Below are 15,646 nucleotides of genomic sequence, written 5' to 3' on the forward strand. Positions count from 1 at the left end.
CATCGACATCATGTCCGTATCCAAACGGTTCGCCACCGAGCTGGACATCGCCGCGCGCGCCGCACGGCTTTTGGGCAGCAAGATCGAGGCCACGAGCGTGCAGGCGGTCGACGATGTTTCGCTGTCGGTGGAGCAAGGCGAGGTCATGGGTCTCGTCGGCGAATCCGGCTGCGGCAAGTCGACGCTCGGGCGCATGGTGGCCGGTCTTCTGCGGCCGAGCGAAGGGGAAATCCGCTATCGCGGCAAGGCACTGACGACGCTGAGAGGTGCGGCGGCGCGCGCGGCGGCACTGAAGGTGCAGCTCGTTTTCCAGGATCCGATGTCGTCGCTCAATCCGCGACTGCGGGTCGAAGAGATCGTCGGCGAGGCGCCGCGCTACCACCAGCTCGTGCCGCGTGGCGAGATTGCCGCCTATGTCGACGACATGCTGCAACGCGTCGGTCTCGATCCATCCATGCGCCGGCGTTATCCGCACCAATTCTCCGGCGGCCAGCGCGCCCGCATCGGCATTGCGCGGGCGCTTGCCGTCAATCCGGAATTCATCGTCTGCGACGAATCCGTCGCCGCTCTCGACGTTTCGATTCAAGCGCAGATTCTCAATCTCTTCCTGCGTTTGCGCGAGGAATTGAACCTCACCTATCTGTTCATCAGTCACGATCTCGGCGTCGTGGAACACATCTCCGACCGTATTGCGGTGATGTATCTCGGCCGCATGGTGGAACTCGGCCGCAGCGAGGAGGTCTTTGCCGCGCCGAACCACCCCTATACCGCCGCGCTGCTTGCCGAAGTCCCGACCCTGCAGCCGAAGAAGAAGACCTATTCGATCATCCAGGGCGAAATTCCGTCGCCGCTCGACCCGCCGCCGGGTTGTCATTTTCATCCGCGCTGCCCGCACGCCTTTGCGCGCTGCAGAAGCGAGAGGCCGGTTTTCAGGCAAATCGCGCCCGGCCGTTTCTCCGCCTGTCATCTCAACGACCAGGCCGGCACCTGACCCACACGCACGGCATGGCGGTCAGAGCACCGAACCGCAGTCGGCAAATCTCGCAAAGGAGGCATGATGAGCAATTCGGAACGCATCTGGGAATTGGTCGACGAGCCACGCACCGCCTACGAGGCGCTGAGCGATCGCATCTGGGGCATGCCCGAGATCGCCTATACGGAGTTCCGTTCGAGTGCCGAGCATGCGGCCATGCTGCGCGAGGAAGGTTTTAAACTGACCGAGAACGTCGCCGGCATTCCAACAGCCGTGATGGGCGAGGCGGGCGAGGGTGGCCCGGTCATCGCCTTTCTCGGCGAGTATGATGCCCTGCCGGGTCTAAGCCAGGAAGCCAACGTCACCGAGCCGTGCCCGGTGCCGGGCAATGACTATGGTCATGGTTGCGGCCACAACATGCTTGGCTCGGCGGCCCTTCTGGCCGCGACGGCTTTCAAGACCTATCTGGCGGAAAACAACCTTCCCGGCCGTGTGCGCTATTATGGCTGCCCGGCGGAAGAAGGCGGGGCCGCCAAGGCCTTCATGGTACGTGACGGCGCCTTCGACGATGTCGACTGCGCGCTGACCTGGCATCCCGCGTCGCTGACGCGGGTCGACGACATGCAGTCGCCCGCCAACACGCGTATCGATTTCACCTTCACCGGGCGCGCCAGCCACGCCGCCGCCGCCCCTCATCTCGGCCGATCGGCGCTCGATGCGGTCGAGCTGATGAATGTCGGCGTCAACTATATGCGCGAGCACATGCCGTCTTCGGCGCGCATCCACTATGCCATGATCGATGGCGGCGGCATCGCGCCCAATGTCGTGCAGGGCAAGGCTACCGTGCGCTATGCGGTGCGCGCCCGCGACGTTCACGGCATGATGGCGCTCAACGAACGCGTCATCAAGATTGCCAAGGGTGCCGCCATGATGACGGAAACGCAGGTCGATATCCGCGTGTTGAGCGCCGTTTCCAACCTGCTCGCCAACACGCCGATGGATGAGACCATGCAGGCCAACATGGATCGCCTTGGCCCCGTGGTCTTCGACGCTGCCGACCGGGCCTTCGCCGCCAGGATCCAGGAAACGCTGAGCGAGGAAGACATCGTCAGCGATTACCACCGCTGCGGCGTCGAACCGATGGACGACAAGCCGCTGTGCGATTTCATCGTGCCGTTTCGGCAGGTGGGCGAAGCGATGATCGGCTCGACCGACGTTGGCGATGTAAGCTGGGCGGTGCCCACGGCGCAGGCACGCGTGGCCACCCATGCGATCGGAACGCCGGGCCATTCCTGGCAGATCACGGCACAAGGCAAGGCCGGCCCGGCGCATAAGGGATTGGTCTATGCCGCCAAGGTGATGGCGGGGAGCGCCGTCGATCTCCTGAACAATCCGCACCTGCTGGAGGCGGCCAGGGACGATCACAGGAGGCGCACGTCGAAGACGCCCTATATCTGCCCGATCCCGCCTGACGTGAAGGCGCCGATCCAGCCGCGCCCTGCGGGAGATCGTCAGGACGGCCGTCTGGCGACCACCGGCACATAGTCCTCGAGTTCGGGTTCCTCGAAACCGGCAACGTAGTAGGGTTCAGGAAATACGCGACAAGCCGGAGGCCGCTGGTTGCTGCACGGAACCGTACGGCCGTGCTCGAACGAGCGATCGGGTTGGGGATTGCGAACGTGTGGCCCCCTCGCCGGATTGAAACGAGAATGGGCGGCCTGCCGGTCGCGCGGGGCCATGCGAGGGGAATGGCATGACTTTTCGAGGGATTTGCTTAGCCGGGCGCCGGTCCGGTCGATCCCCTGACGATCATCGACAAATCGGCCCCGCCCTTCGACCGCCTCTGCGGGCGCAAGCGCATTGACGCGCCGGCGGCGCTCGAAATAGTCGCTTTCATAGCCGACCCGGTCCCCGGTCGAGCTGAAGGCACGATAGGCCTGCGCGGTCAGAACCGGCCAGCTCGAGCCGAGCGCCGCCTCGGCGTCGGCGATCAGCCGGGATTTCATGGCGTCGGGAATACCGGTCCGGAACACCCGATCGGCATAGGCTGGCGCAGGCACGAAGACGGGCAGGATATCGCCGAGCGCCGGCAGGCAGTCGGCGACCCGGAACCCGGACGCTGCGTCTTGGCCGATTTCCGCCACCCTGGACACGTTCCCCTCTTTCGGAGCGAGTTGATGCTTCTTTTCGCAAAGTGAGGCAGCAGCGCTTCGCAAAATCAAGGAAATCTTTGCGAAATTCGCAAAGTTGCGATACTCACGCAAACTTGCAGGATCGAACTGCTTGTGCCAGTCTTCCAGGAAAGAGGGAATTCGGCGACCATCATAGAGATGACACCACGCCAACAAGGAGCCAGATGATGGCCGGATATGACGTGCCTTCTGGCAAGGATTCTGTTGCCGCATCGCCCGGCCGGGTCACCTTGCGCGATATTGCCGACGCCGTGGGTATTTCGATCAGCACCGCTTCCCGGGCGCTCAATGGCACGCCAGGCATTTCCGACGCCATGCGCTCGCGCGTTCAATCGGCCGCAGAGCGCCTCAACTATGCCGGCGCGTCGGCGGGCATTTCCTCGGTGACCGTGCTCTACGACGTCCATCTCACCGAGAGCGGCGCAGAGTTCATGCAGGCCGTGCAACGCGGCATGGAGAGGAGGGCGCGTGAGCTCGGCATCAGCCTTTCCATGAAGCTGGTCGGCCCCTCCGGCATGGCGCGGATGGAGCCCGACGACGAGGAGGCCGGCTATCTGCTTTTGTCGATGCAGCCGGAGACGTTGATCCAGCTTCTGTCCGAGCGCGCCGTACCTGCCGTCATCGTCAACGGTCGCGAACCGCTGATGCGGTTGGATGCCATCGCCCCGGCCAATCGGACCGGCGGCTATCTTGCCGCCCGCCATCTGCTGCAGCTCGGACATCGCAGAATTCTCACCCTCGGCCACCCGCCGCGCCCGACGATCCGCGACCGCATGGCCGGTAATCGGCGGGCTATGCAGGAGGCCGGGATGGAGGCCGACGACGACCTGGTGATCGAACTGGAGGCCATGCGCACCAATCTCGCCTATCAGGCGATCAGGCAGCGCCTCGAAACTCTGAAAGGCCGCGACTTCACCGCGATTCTAAGCTGCAACGATGCCTGCGCGTTCGGTGCCATCGCGGCGTTGACGGAGGCCGGGCTGAACGTCCCGGGCGATGTCTCCGTGGTCGGCTTCGATGATATCCCGACAGCGGCGCTGAATTCCGTGCCTTTGACAACCATCCGCATTGAGACGGAGGACATCGGTGCGCGAAGCGTTGATTGCCTCATCGAGCGGATCCGGTCCCAGGACCGGCTGGTGACCTATACGGAAACCGCCGTGAAGCTGGTGGTCCGCGATTCAACCGGTCCGGCACTGAAATAGCGCTTGCAGGACGGGGCCGGTGCGATGGCATCGAAGAAGAGCCCGACGACCCCGGTACATTAGGATCGCTGCCCGTATCGTGGGCAAGAACATATTCGCCGGCGGGCTGCTCTCTTACACGCCACAAGCCACCGACGCGCTGTTCGACGGTCTGCGGCAAATGTTTGGAAAGATGAACGCAAAAAAGCTCTCCGCCATTGCGGACAAGGACCTGCAATCGGTCGGTTCCATGTTCACGCTCTCATGGCTGTTCGATACGCCCGATCGGGCCACGGACAGCTTCGTCTCGTGGACTGGCCGGTTTGGAGTACGCCTGCAACGCAGTTTGGGGCCGCCGGAAGCGCTTACCGTTCGCCCGTCTCCAGCCAGCGCACGTCTTCCGGCGACAGCTTGAGCGCAAGCGCCGTCAGGCTGTCGTCAAGCTCGACCAGCCGCCGTGGGCCGATCAGCGGCACGACGGGGAAGGGCTGCGCCAGAGCATAGGCGAGCGCGATGTGGATCGGCTTCACGCCGCGCTCTTTAGCCATCTCCTCGGCGCGGTCACGGCGGGCGAAATTGCCGTCCGAATACCAGCAGCGCACCAGCTCCTCATTGTCGCGCTTGTTCCGGCCCGCGCGCTCGGTGAAGAAACCGCGCCCCTGGCTCGACCAGGCGAAATTGGGGATCTGCCGCTCGCCGAGCCAGGCTTTCCAGTCCGCATCGGAAGCGCTGACGCAGCCGGCCCAGACCGGGTCGATCATCTCGGCGAGCGAAAAATTGTTGGAAAGCACGCCGGGCGCCGTTCTGCCGTTTTTCTCAGCATAGTCGATCGCCTCGGCCATGCGCTCGCGCGACCAGTTGGAGCCGCCGAACAGGCCGCGAATGCGGCCGGCCTTCACCTCGGCGTCTATCGCATCGACGAACTCGTCCACCGGCACATCCGGATTGTCGCGGTGCATGAAATAGACGTCGACATGATCGGTCTTCAGCCGCTCCAGGGACTGGTCGAGCTGCCTGGCGATGACATCGGGATAGGTGAGGGGCGAATGCGCGCCCTTGCCGATCACCACGGCCTCCTCGCGCACGCCGCGGCTTGCCAGCCAGTCGCCCAGGATCGCCTCGGTGCGCCCGCCGCCATAGACGAAGGCGGTGTCGAAGACATTGCCGCCTGCCTCGAAGAAGGCGTCGAGCAGGATCGCGGCACTGGCGAAATCGGGAAAGTCCTCAAAGCCGAGCGCCACTTCGGAGAGCGGCTTGCCGATGCCGGGAAGCTTTCGGCGGCCGATGGTCTCGGAGCGCTGCGCGAGCTTTTCGCCGGCGAGCGTGGTCCTGCGCTGTGCCGACTTTTCCACCTCATAGGTAAGCCCGGCGGCCGCGCGCCACTTGTCCAGCGTGCGCATATTGCCGAGCGTGTCGTCCCAGCTCATGCCGGGCGCGGCAAATTCCTGGCTCCCGGCGCTGACGGTCTCGGCCACCGCATCGACCTCAAAGGAATAGAGCCAGCGGCTTTCTTCCACCGCAACGGTCTCCTTCGCGCGGTCGGGGCGGATGATATCGATCTCGCCGACGCCGCCTTCATGTCCGCTCGCAAACCAGAAATCGGCCACTTCGATGCGGCCCTCGGTGCCGTAGATGCGCAGCATATTGTCCTGCTTGAGCGAGATCGAGCAGGAGGCTTCCGCGATGATGTCGTTGCCGAAATGGAGGATGGCCGAGGCCCATTCGTCGATGCCCGTCTCGCCCAGATGCGCCGTACCAACCACCTTCACCGGGTCGAGAAAGGGTTTGCCCTCCACCGCACCGGCCAGCAGCCGGGCGATCGACACCGGATAGCAGCCGACATCGAGAATGCCGCCGCCGGCGAGGTGATTGGCGTAAAGCCTGTGCTCCGGCATGACGGAGGGCATGGCAAAGCCGAAGCTCGACTTTATCATCCGCACGGTGCCGATCGCGCCGTCCGCCACCAGTTCGATGAGCTTGGTCGTCTGCGGATGAACGCGATACATGAAGGCTTCGCCCATGAAGGTGCCCGCCTTGCGCGCCTCGCAGAAAGCGGCGTCGGCTTCATAGGCACTGAGCCCCATCGGCTTTTCGCACAAAACGTGCTTTCCCCCTCGCGCCGCCTTGATCGCCCATTCGGCATGCAGAGGATGCGGCACGGCGATATAGACGGCCTCGACCTCAGGATCGTCGATGAGCGCCTGATAACCGTCCAGCACGCGCGCACCAGGGAAATCCTGCGCATAGTTTGGCTTGTCGGGATGACGTGCGCCGAGAGCGACGAGTTCGCCCGTCTCGGAATGGGCGAGACCGCCGGCAAAGGCCTTGGCGATGTTTCCCGGGCCGAGAATGCCCCAGCGCAGTTTCCTGGATGAAATCATGGGAGGAGTGCTTTCTTTCCTTGCGTTTCAGTTTGTCAGCGCAGGCGTGCGCCGGAAGCGTCGAACAGGTACGTACGCGCCGCCGGAATGGAGACCGTCAGGTGCTCCACGCCGATTTCGCTGCGCGATTCTTCCCGTTCGATGACGAGTTGTTCGCCCGAAGCGGTGTTGGCGTAGACATAGCTGGTCGAGCCCAGATGCTCGGCGACGTCGACCTTGACGGAAAGCTCGCAATCGCCTTCGCCCGCACCGCCGAAATGCTCGGGCCTGAGGCCCACGGTGAGCTTGTCGCCCGCCGCAAAGCCGTTTTTCGCCGGCACGGTCAGCCGCGCGCCACCTTGGTTGGTGAGGGCGACGGTGACGCTGCCATTTTCAGCGCCCACCACCTCGGCAGCCATGAAATTCATCTTCGGCGAGCCGACAAAGCCGGCGACGAACCGGTTGGCCGGGTCGTCGTAGAGATCGAGCGGGCGGCCGATCTGCTCGATGCGCCCATCGCGCAGCACGACGATGCGGTCGGCGAGCGTCATCGCTTCCACCTGGTCGTGGGTGACATAGACCATGGTCACGCCGAGCTCGGCATGCAGCCGCGCGATCTCGACGCGCATCTGCACGCGCAATTCCGCGTCGAGATTGGAGAGCGGCTCATCGAAAAGGAATACTTCAGGATCGCGCACGATGGCCCGGCCGATCGCCACGCGTTGGCGCTGGCCGCCGGAAAGCTGGCCCGGCCGGCGATCGAGCAGCTCTTCGATGCGCAGGATTTTCGCCGCCCGTTCCACCCGGCGCGCCGTGTCGGCCTTGTCGTTGCCGTTCATGCGCAGGCCGAAGGAGAGGTTCTTCTCCACTGTCATATGCGGATAGAGCGCATAGGACTGGAAGACCATCGCCGTGCCGCGGTCGGCCGGCTCGACATCGTTGACCACCGTGCCGCCAATGGCGATTTCGCCGTCGGAAATGTCTTCCAGCCCTGCAATCATGCGCAAGAGGGTGGACTTTCCGCAGCCCGAGGGGCCGACGAAGACGACGAACTCGCCATCCTCCACCTCCAGATCGGCTCCGTGGATGACCTCGAAGGAGCCGAAGCGCTTGACGACATTACGGAGCGTGACACCTGCCATGAACCAACCCTTACTTGACCGCGCCGGCGGCGATGCCGGCGATGAAATGACGCTGCAGCAGAATGAACACGGCGATCATGGGCGCCGTCAGCAACACCGCCCCAACCATGATGCCGCCCCAGGAAACCTTGGTAAGCCCGATCAGCGAGCCGAGCGCCACGGGGGCGGTCATCATGTCGGGCCGGTTGTTGATGAGGAGCGGCCACAGATAGTTGTTCCACGACGCCAGGAAGAGGATGATGGAGAGGGCAGCCAGCGTCGGCCGCGCCAGCGGCATGGCGACGAACAGGAAAATGCGCCATTCGCGCACACCCTCCACACGCGCCGCATCGAACAGGTCCGCCGGCATCATGGAGAAGGATTGCCGCATGAAAAGCACGCCGAGCGAGTTGAAGAGCGGCGGTACAATCAGCGCGAACCAGGTGTTGGCGAGGCCGAAATCGCGCGCGACCATGATGAATTGCGGGATGACGACGACGAAATAAGGCAGCGTCAGCGTGCCGAGGATAATGGTGAGCACCATCCCCTTGCCGATAAAGGCATAGCGCGCCAGCGCCCAGCCGGCCATGGAGGTGAGCATGACCGAAAGAACGGTGTAGACCAACGCCACCACGACGGAGATGAAAATGGCGCGCAGGAAGTTCGTATCGCCCTGCAGAACGTTAAAATTGGCCCAGAACCGGTCGGACGGGATCAGGTGGATGTTCGGGCTGAAGATGGCATTTTCCGGCATGGTGGAGAACACCACCATCATCCAGATCGGAAACAGCCAGACGATCGCCAGCGGCACCATGACTGCGTGCAGGGCGATGGAGCGCCGAAGCGTGGAGACGGATTTCGACCTCATTTGGGGCTCCTCCCGATCCACAGATTGACAAGCGAGATGAAGATGGCGAGCGCGGCGATGGTGTAGGCGACGGCCGAGGCATAGCCGAAATTGAGCACGGTAAAGCCCTGCCGGTAGAGGAAGAGGCCCAGCGTCTCCGTCGCCCCGCCGGGACCGCCGCGATTGGTGATGAGGAAAGGTTCGGCAAAGAGCTGCATCGTGCCGATGACCGACAGCACCACGCAGAAGAGAATAATGGGCTTGAGCAGGGGCAGGGTGATGAAGAAGAATTGTCTTGGCTTCGACACCCGGTCGAGCGTCGCCGCCTCATAGACGTCGTTCGGAATCGCCTGCAGGCCGGACAGGATGATGATGGCGTTGTAGCCCACCCAGCGCCAGGTGACGGCCATGATGATCAGCGCCATCGCCGCCGTCGGGCTTGCGAACCAGTCCACCCGCGGCAGGCCGATGCCGGTGATGAGCTTGTTGACGACGCCGAAATCGGCGTTGAACATGAGCCGGAACACCGCCGCATAGGCCGCTTCGCCCACCACCACCGGCGCAAAGAAGGCAAAGCGCATGATGCCGCGCGCCCTTAAAAGCTGCGAGTTGAGCAGCACGGCAAGCAGCGTCGCCAGCGCGATCATCACCGGCACCTGGATGACGAGGATGATCAGCGTGTTTTTCAGCGCGTTGGCGAAGGCGGGATCCACCACCAGCCGCCCCCAGGTCATGCCGGGGTTGAAGCGCCAGGGCTGGATGCGCGTGGCGAGGAAGGAAAGATAAAAGGAATAGACGATCGGCCACACCCAGAAGGCGGCGAAGATCAGAAGATAGGGCGTCAGGAAGCCATAGGCCGCCCTTGTCCGCATCCGCATGTCTTTCCTCCCTTTATGGGTGTGAGGCTTGCCGATTCGCACTCGTCTCAGGACCCCCACCCTCAATCCCTCCCCACTCCTGAGCTTGTCGAAGGAGGGAGGGAAGCAGGTCGAGCGCGCCATCGCCCCCCTCCCCCTCGACAAGCTCAGGATTGGGGAGGGGTCAGGGGTGGGGGTAATCTCAGCATCCGCGAATCTGGCGAAATCACTCCGCGATCGGCAAGCCCGTCACCAGCGCGATCTGGTTGGCCGCATCGTCGAGTGCTTCCTGGGCGCTTGCGAATTCCCCGGTGAGATAGCGTGTCTGCACGGCGATCATGATGCCGTCGGCATCGCCGAAGAAGGGTGTGCCGCGGCTCGGTTCGATCTCATCCAGCGTTTCGAGAATATCCACCCACACCTTCTGGCCACCCCAATAGGGTTGCGGTTCCTGCATGTAAGGATCATCGAGGGCGGACAGCAGCGATGGCACGAGGCCGAATTCGCGCAGCATCGTCACCTGGCCCTCATTGGTGCCCAGCGTGTAGTTGACGAAGGCCCAGGCCGCTTTCTTGTTTTTCGAAACGGTTGGGATCGCCAGCGAGGAGCCGCCGAGATTGGCCGCGCGCGGCCCGTCCGCCGTCACGCTCGGCATGCGGTAGATACCCCATTTGCCGGCGAGGTCCGGCGAATTGTTTCGGATCGTGCCTTCATACCAGCCGCCATACATCTGGCTGGCGGCAGTGCCGGCGGTGTTGGCCTGGATCTTCTCGTTCCAGTCGGCGGCCGTGATGATGCCGGCGTCGTACATCTTTTTGACCGCATCGAGAGCGGCCACGCAGGCCGGCTGATTGATGGTGATCGAGGAAGCGTCGTTGGAGAAATAGCCGCAGCCCTGCTCATTCGCGATCATGCGGAACCACTCCGCATCGCCATTGAAATCGGCCCGTGTCATCACCACGCCGGGATTTGCCTCGGCGATCTTCTTCCCGGCCTCGGTGAAATCGTCCCAGGTCTTGATGTCTTCCGGCTTTACGCCCGCCTTCTCATAGAAATCGCGGCGGTAGAACATCACCACCGGACCGGAGTCCCAGGGCATTGCGTAGGCCGCATCGCCCACTTCGAGCTCGACCCGCTTGAACTCCGGGAAACCCGAGGCGATCTCCTCCGTGTAGCCAAGCTCCTTCAGATTGGTGAAGCAGTCGGGGAACTGCGCCCAGAAAATCTCCGCCTCGTGGTTTTCGATGGAAAGCACGTCGGGCAGGCCCCCGCCGCCCGCCGCGCAGCCGGCCAGCGTGCGGTCGAAGACCTGGTCGTTGCCTAGATCCTGAACCGTCACCTTCACATCCGGATGTTCGGCATTGAAGCCCTCGACGGTCGCCTCAAGGGCCGAGGCGGCGACATTCCAGCTCCAGACGGTGATTTCGCCCGATTGGGCGAAAGCCGGAGCGGCTCCTGCCGTAAGCACAAGCGCCAATGCGGCGCCACCAAGCGTCGTGCGCATGAGTTCCTCCCTTTTTTGTTGCCCACAGACCGGGCCTTTCGTAGCTTAGAGGAGGATTTTCCTGCGTCACGTCGAATGGGAAGGCGGACTCGTTGGATGGTAAGATAACCGGCAAACGTTATTGGGAGCCTGCCAAAAGCACCGTCGAAAAGGCGCCCACCAGGCTCGTGTCGAGCCACGGGCAGCCCGGCATCATGCGCACCACGCATTGGCATGCCCAGGTGGAAGTGAACTACGTTTTCCGCGGCCGGGTCGACTATCGCATGCAGGACCATGACGTTAATCTGAAGACGGGCGATCTGTGCCTCTTCTGGGGCGGGCTGCCGCACCGGGTGGTGGATACGTCTGAGGATGCCTGGTACATCGCCATCCATGTGCCGCTGGTGCATTTCTTTCGCCTGCGCCTGACGGCTGAAATGCAGCAAAAGCTGATGCGCGGAGCGACGCTGATTGCCGGCGGGGCGGGCGATTCGGACGACTTCGATTTCAACCGCTGGTCCTGCTATATCGGTTCGCGCGAGGAAAAGCGCATCGACCATGCCATCGACGAGCTTCTCCTGCGCATCGAGCGTATCCAGTTCGAGCCGCACAGGCTTCTGGAAGGCTGCGGGCTCGCTGTGGCCGAGACCGAGGCGCCGGACCGTACCAGCTTTCACAGCATCGGCCGCATCTGCGCCTTCATCGCCGAGAATTTCCGTCACGACATCGATTCCACCGACATCGCGCTGTCGGCCGACATCCATCCCAAATACGCCATGAGCGTCTTCAAGAAGTCGACCGGCATGACGCTCAACGAATATGTGAGCCTTCTGCGGCTCTCCTATGCCCAGGCGCTGCTCATGCAGGAGGATGCGAATGTGCTGCGGGTAGCGATGGATAGCGGCTTCGGCTCGCTATCGGCCTTCACCAACTGCTTCCGCAAGATCGCCGGAATGAGCCCGTCCGATTTCCGCCAGCGCCTGCGCAACCGGCCCCAGATGCCACCGGCGGGCCTGGAGGAACGACCGCTTTCCTGAAGGTTGAATTATCTGCCCCCGCCCCTAGTCAAAAGATCCTGAAAACCTGCCCGCATCGGCCGATTTTTTCCACACGCTCGCCGAAGCCGCCGGCGAGAAGACCATCGGGGCTGCGGCCGTCAGCGTCCGACAGACCAGGCGGGTGCAATTTCCAGCCGGTGTCCACGCCGGCGAAAAAAAGTGCATCTATCGGCGGCGTGGCGAACTGCCGACATGCTGTTCAATCGTAGGGCCTCACAATGAAGAGAATCCGCGACCCATTCCAGGTGAGGGAGCGGCATGCACCATCTGGTCCTGGGCTGAGCTACAGCCCCTATCCCTGTCCGGCCTTGCCGGTGAAGACCAGATTCCGCCGCATCTCGAGCGGCGTGATGTCGTAAGCTGCGCGGAAATGGGCGTAGAATTGGCTTTGCGAGGCGAAGCCGGACTGGAACGCCACATTGGCGATCGACTGGTTGCCCTCGAAAAGAAGCGCCCGTGCCCGGATAAGCCGCATGCGAATGATGAAGCGGCGCATGGGGATGCGCATGACACGCGTGAAAAGATTGAGCGCGTAGTTGGGATGCAGGCCGACCACCTTGGCGACGTCTCTGGCAGAAAGCGGTTCTGCCAGGTTCTCGTGGATATGACGCACCATGGCCACCACGTAACGCAATGGTGAAGCTGTGCGGGTGACCGGTTCCAGCGTCTCGATCCAGGGCGGAAGGAGTTCTTCCCAGCCGAGCAGCGTGGTGCGCCGCAGCATGTTGGCGATCTCCGATTTCAGGATGTCGGCGCGTTCGGCATCGCCGCTGCGGTAATCCTGATACCAGCGCTTCAGCAGTGCATCATCGGTTGCGTCCTCCGGCAGCATGACTACACCGCCGCCAATCATCGTCTCCGTCAGGGAGCCGAGATTGGGCATATAAAGGAAGCTGTCCAGCGGCAGATAGACGTTGCATTGGCGCGCGCCATCATCTTCGCCCCGGTCGAGCCGTACAGTCTGATGGGGAATGCCGGCCCAGAAGATCACCATACGGCGCGCGGGAATTTCGACCGGCCGGCCGTCGAAGAGATAGCCCATTCCGCCGCTGGTCAGCCAGTTGAATTCGATATGCCCGTGCCAGTGCTCCGCCTCCATAAGCCGGGGCTCAAACCAGCGTATCCCGAAGCGGCCGAAGGCCTTGCTGGCGGCGTAGAAGCGGCGGTCCGGCCGCGGCACGGGCGGTGTGGCGCGCGCTTCGGCTTTGACAGTGTTCTTCCGCTCGGTCACATCTGGCATGGCTTCTCGCCGATCTGTAAAAACCGGAATAATTGCTTAGGAAAGCGGATTGCGCGTCGTGGTGCAAGAGGTACCGTTCATTATGCACGCAGTGGGCTGCCGAATAGAGGGTTCGGGGCCCGTATAACGTGCTGAAAGGGAGGAACGATGTACAGGAAACTGATGGCCCTTGGCGGGGCCGGCCTTCTGTTGAGCGTATCCGCGCTCGCCGCGCAGGCGGAAATGGTAGAGCCCACGAGGCCACCCGATCCGCCGGCTTTTCCGGCGCAAAGCGAACCGGTGTTCGTGGGCATTTCGGACATCATGGAATACCGCGCGCTGGGCGAATATCATGAACCGGATTGGGTGACCGAAAAATTCGTCAAGACCGGCAACCTGCCGCCAGTCGAGGAGCGTTTGCCGAAGGAGCCCCTGGTCTACAAGGCCGCAAACATGCCCGACGGCATCGGCACTTACGGCGATGTCATGCGCCACGTCATCGGCGGTCGTCCTGAGGGCTGGAACTATATCGCCGGGCAAAGCCAGGGCTGGGGCGGCATCGACATCGGCATGATGGAATGCCTGACGCGCGTCGGCCCGCTGTTTACGATCAAGGCCGACGAGGTGGAGCCCATGCCCAACCTCGCCAAGAGCTGGGAATGGTCGGAGGATGGCCACCAGCTCACCATGCGTCTGATCGAGGGCGCGAAGTGGTCGGACGGCGACCCGTTCGATGCCGAGGACGTGATGTTCTACTGGGAAGACAATGTGGTCGATCCCAATGTCTCGCCGCTCAACGGCGCGACCGTGGATACGTTTGGTGGCAAGGGAACGAAGCTGGAGGCGCTCGACGACCATACGATCCGCTGGACCTTCGAGGAAGCTTTCCCGGAGCAATATCTCTACCAGATGGCCTACGGCACTTTCTGCCCCGGCCCCTCGCACATCTTGAAGCCCGAGCATCCGAAATATTCGGACAACACTTATGAAGAATACAAGAACGCCTTTCCGCCGGATTTCATGAACTGGCCGGTGATGGGGGCCTGGGCGCCGGTCGAATACCGCTCGGACGACATCATCGTGCTGCGCCGCAATCCCTATTACTGGAAGGTGGACGAGGAGGGCAATCAACTGCCCTATCTCGACGAGATGCACTACAAGCTCTCCACCTGGGCGGACCGCGACGTGCAGGCGGTGGCCGGCAGCGGCGACTTCTCGAATCTCGAACAGCCCGAGAACTATGTGGAATCGCTGAAGCGAGCGGCGTCCGAGGATGCGCCGGCAAGGCTCGCCTTCGGTGCGCGCACCATCGGCTATACGCTCTATCCAAACCTCTCTGCCAATGGCTGGGGCAGCCCGGACGCGCGCGGCCAGGCGCTTCGCGAACTCAACCGCAATCTCGACTTCCGCAGAGCGGTCACTCATGCGCTCGACCGGCAACGGCTGGGCGAGGCGCTGGTGAAAGGGCCGTTTACGGCGATCTATCCTGGCGGACTCTATTCGGGCACCTCGTTCTACGACAAGGCGTCCACGGTCTACTATCCCTATTCAGTTGAGACCGCGAAGGCCTTTATCGAAAAGGCTGGCCTGACCGACACGGATGGCAACGGCATCGTCAACTTCCCCTCCGAGGTTGAGGGCGTTGGCGGCCAGGATGTCGAGATCGTGTTGCTGCTCAACGGCGAATATCAAACGAACAGAAGTCTTGCCGAAGGCGTCATCGCGATGATGGAGGCTGCCGGCCTGAGAGTGGTTCTCAACATCCAGAACTCGAATACCTTCGACGACATGATGCAAGGCGGGAATTTCGACTGGGCGCTGCATCGCAACTCCGAAGAGCTTGCGACTGCACTGAAATTCACCGAACGCCTGGCGCCCATCGGGCCGCGCTCCACCTGGACCCGACGGGCCGGCAGCGATGGCACGCTCGATCTGCTTCCGTTCGAGGAAGAGATGGTCAAGACCGTCAACGCCTTTACGGGAAGCCGCGATAGCGCCGAGCGCCAGGATCTGATGAAGCAGTACCAGAAGCTCTACACGGAGAATCTATGGGCCATCGGTGTGACGCAGTATCCGGGTGCCCTCATCATCAACAAGCGCTTCGCCAACATCCCCGCCGGCGCGCCGATCTTCATGTTCAACTGGGCCGAGGACAGCATCATCCGCGAGCGGGTCTATGTGCCGCAGGACAAGCAGCAGAATTTTGAGCTGTTTGCCGAAACGCTGCCGGGCGAGCCCGGCTCGGATGGGCCGGTGAACTGAGAGCATGATTGGGCGAGGGGGATCGCTTCCTCGCCTGCCGACGGGTGCTTCAAAGAGACTTGATCAAATGGAAAACTTGGCGCTGTTATC

The 15,646-nt window shown here is 62.7% G+C and carries 13 protein-coding genes; 6 read left to right on the top strand and 7 right to left on the bottom strand.

Annotation, left to right across the window (positions count from 1 at the left end; all coding sequences use genetic code 11):
* Positions 1–10: 10 nt before the first annotated feature.
* Together GM909_RS20565 and GM909_RS20570 are read left to right on the top strand one after the other, a co-directional pair.
* On the top strand, positions 11–991 hold the full coding sequence (locus tag GM909_RS20565; RefSeq protein ID WP_157019126.1) for an ABC transporter ATP-binding protein: 981 nt from the start codon (positions 11–13) through the stop codon (positions 989–991).
* A gap of 66 nt (positions 992–1,057) precedes the next feature.
* Positions 1,058–2,518 carry a M20 family metallopeptidase gene (locus GM909_RS20570; RefSeq protein ID WP_157019094.1) on the top strand — a complete coding sequence of 487 codons (1,461 nt, stop codon included), beginning with the start codon at positions 1,058–1,060 and terminating at the stop codon, positions 2,516–2,518.
* Here the strand turns inward: GM909_RS20570 and GM909_RS20575 are convergent.
* Positions 2,485–3,378 (bottom strand): hypothetical protein, encoded by an 894-nt coding sequence (locus GM909_RS20575; protein ID WP_157019095.1) that lies wholly within the window; start codon positions 3,376–3,378, stop codon positions 2,485–2,487. The two genes, GM909_RS20570 and GM909_RS20575, sit on opposite strands and share 34 nt — an antisense overlap.
* Between GM909_RS20575 and GM909_RS20580 the strand changes: the two genes are divergently transcribed.
* Complete coding sequence (locus GM909_RS20580) at positions 3,348–4,370, top strand: LacI family DNA-binding transcriptional regulator (protein WP_198174331.1); 1,023 nt, start codon at positions 3,348–3,350, stop codon at positions 4,368–4,370. The two genes, GM909_RS20575 and GM909_RS20580, sit on opposite strands and share 31 nt — an antisense overlap.
* Before the next feature lie 79 nt (positions 4,371–4,449).
* Complete coding sequence (locus tag GM909_RS26105) at positions 4,450–4,764, top strand: hypothetical protein (RefSeq protein WP_235911996.1); 315 nt, start codon at positions 4,450–4,452, stop codon at positions 4,762–4,764.
* On the opposite strand, the gene GM909_RS20590 is transcribed toward GM909_RS26105, so the two are convergent.
* From GM909_RS20590 to GM909_RS20610, 5 genes are all read right to left on the bottom strand, one after another.
* The gene (locus GM909_RS20590) at positions 4,715–6,730 is read right to left on the bottom strand and encodes an aldo/keto reductase (protein ID WP_157019097.1); all 2,016 of its coding nucleotides are present in this window, start codon (positions 6,728–6,730) and stop codon (positions 4,715–4,717) included. The genes GM909_RS26105 and GM909_RS20590 overlap by 50 nt on opposite strands.
* A 35-nt stretch (positions 6,731–6,765) precedes the next feature.
* On the bottom strand, positions 6,766–7,851 hold the full coding sequence (locus tag GM909_RS20595) for an ABC transporter ATP-binding protein (protein ID WP_157019098.1): 1,086 nt from the start codon (positions 7,849–7,851) through the stop codon (positions 6,766–6,768).
* Between the two features lie 10 nt (positions 7,852–7,861).
* A complete protein-coding gene (locus GM909_RS20600; protein WP_157019099.1) occupies positions 7,862–8,698 on the bottom strand; it encodes a carbohydrate ABC transporter permease in 837 nt (278 codons plus the stop codon).
* Positions 8,695–9,555 (bottom strand): carbohydrate ABC transporter permease, encoded by an 861-nt coding sequence (locus tag GM909_RS20605; RefSeq protein WP_157019100.1) that lies wholly within the window; start codon positions 9,553–9,555, stop codon positions 8,695–8,697. Before GM909_RS20605 ends, GM909_RS20600 begins: the two co-directional genes overlap by 4 nt.
* A gap of 205 nt (positions 9,556–9,760) precedes the next feature.
* Entirely contained in the window at positions 9,761–11,038 is a 1,278-nt protein-coding gene (locus tag GM909_RS20610; protein WP_157019101.1) for an extracellular solute-binding protein, read from the bottom strand.
* Positions 11,039–11,130: 92 nt separating this feature from the next.
* Between GM909_RS20610 and GM909_RS20615 the strand changes: the two genes are divergently transcribed.
* Positions 11,131–12,054: a helix-turn-helix domain-containing protein gene (locus GM909_RS20615; protein ID WP_235911997.1), complete on the top strand. Its 924-nt coding sequence runs from the start codon at positions 11,131–11,133 to the stop codon at positions 12,052–12,054.
* 313 nt (positions 12,055–12,367) lie between these two features.
* Here the strand turns inward: GM909_RS20615 and GM909_RS20620 are convergent, their stop codons facing one another.
* Positions 12,368–13,315: a helix-turn-helix domain-containing protein gene (locus GM909_RS20620; protein ID WP_157019102.1), complete on the bottom strand. Its 948-nt coding sequence runs from the start codon at positions 13,313–13,315 to the stop codon at positions 12,368–12,370.
* A 147-nt stretch (positions 13,316–13,462) separates the two neighbouring features.
* On the opposite strand from GM909_RS20620, the gene GM909_RS20625 reads away from it, so the two are divergent.
* Complete coding sequence (locus GM909_RS20625) at positions 13,463–15,556, top strand: ABC transporter substrate-binding protein (protein WP_157019103.1); 2,094 nt, start codon at positions 13,463–13,465, stop codon at positions 15,554–15,556.
* The last annotated feature ends 90 nt before the right edge of the window (positions 15,557–15,646 follow it).

This window comes from Mesorhizobium xinjiangense (genome assembly GCF_009749525.1).
Taxonomy (GTDB): Bacteria; Pseudomonadota; Alphaproteobacteria; order Rhizobiales; family Rhizobiaceae; genus Mangrovimarina; species Mangrovimarina xinjiangensis.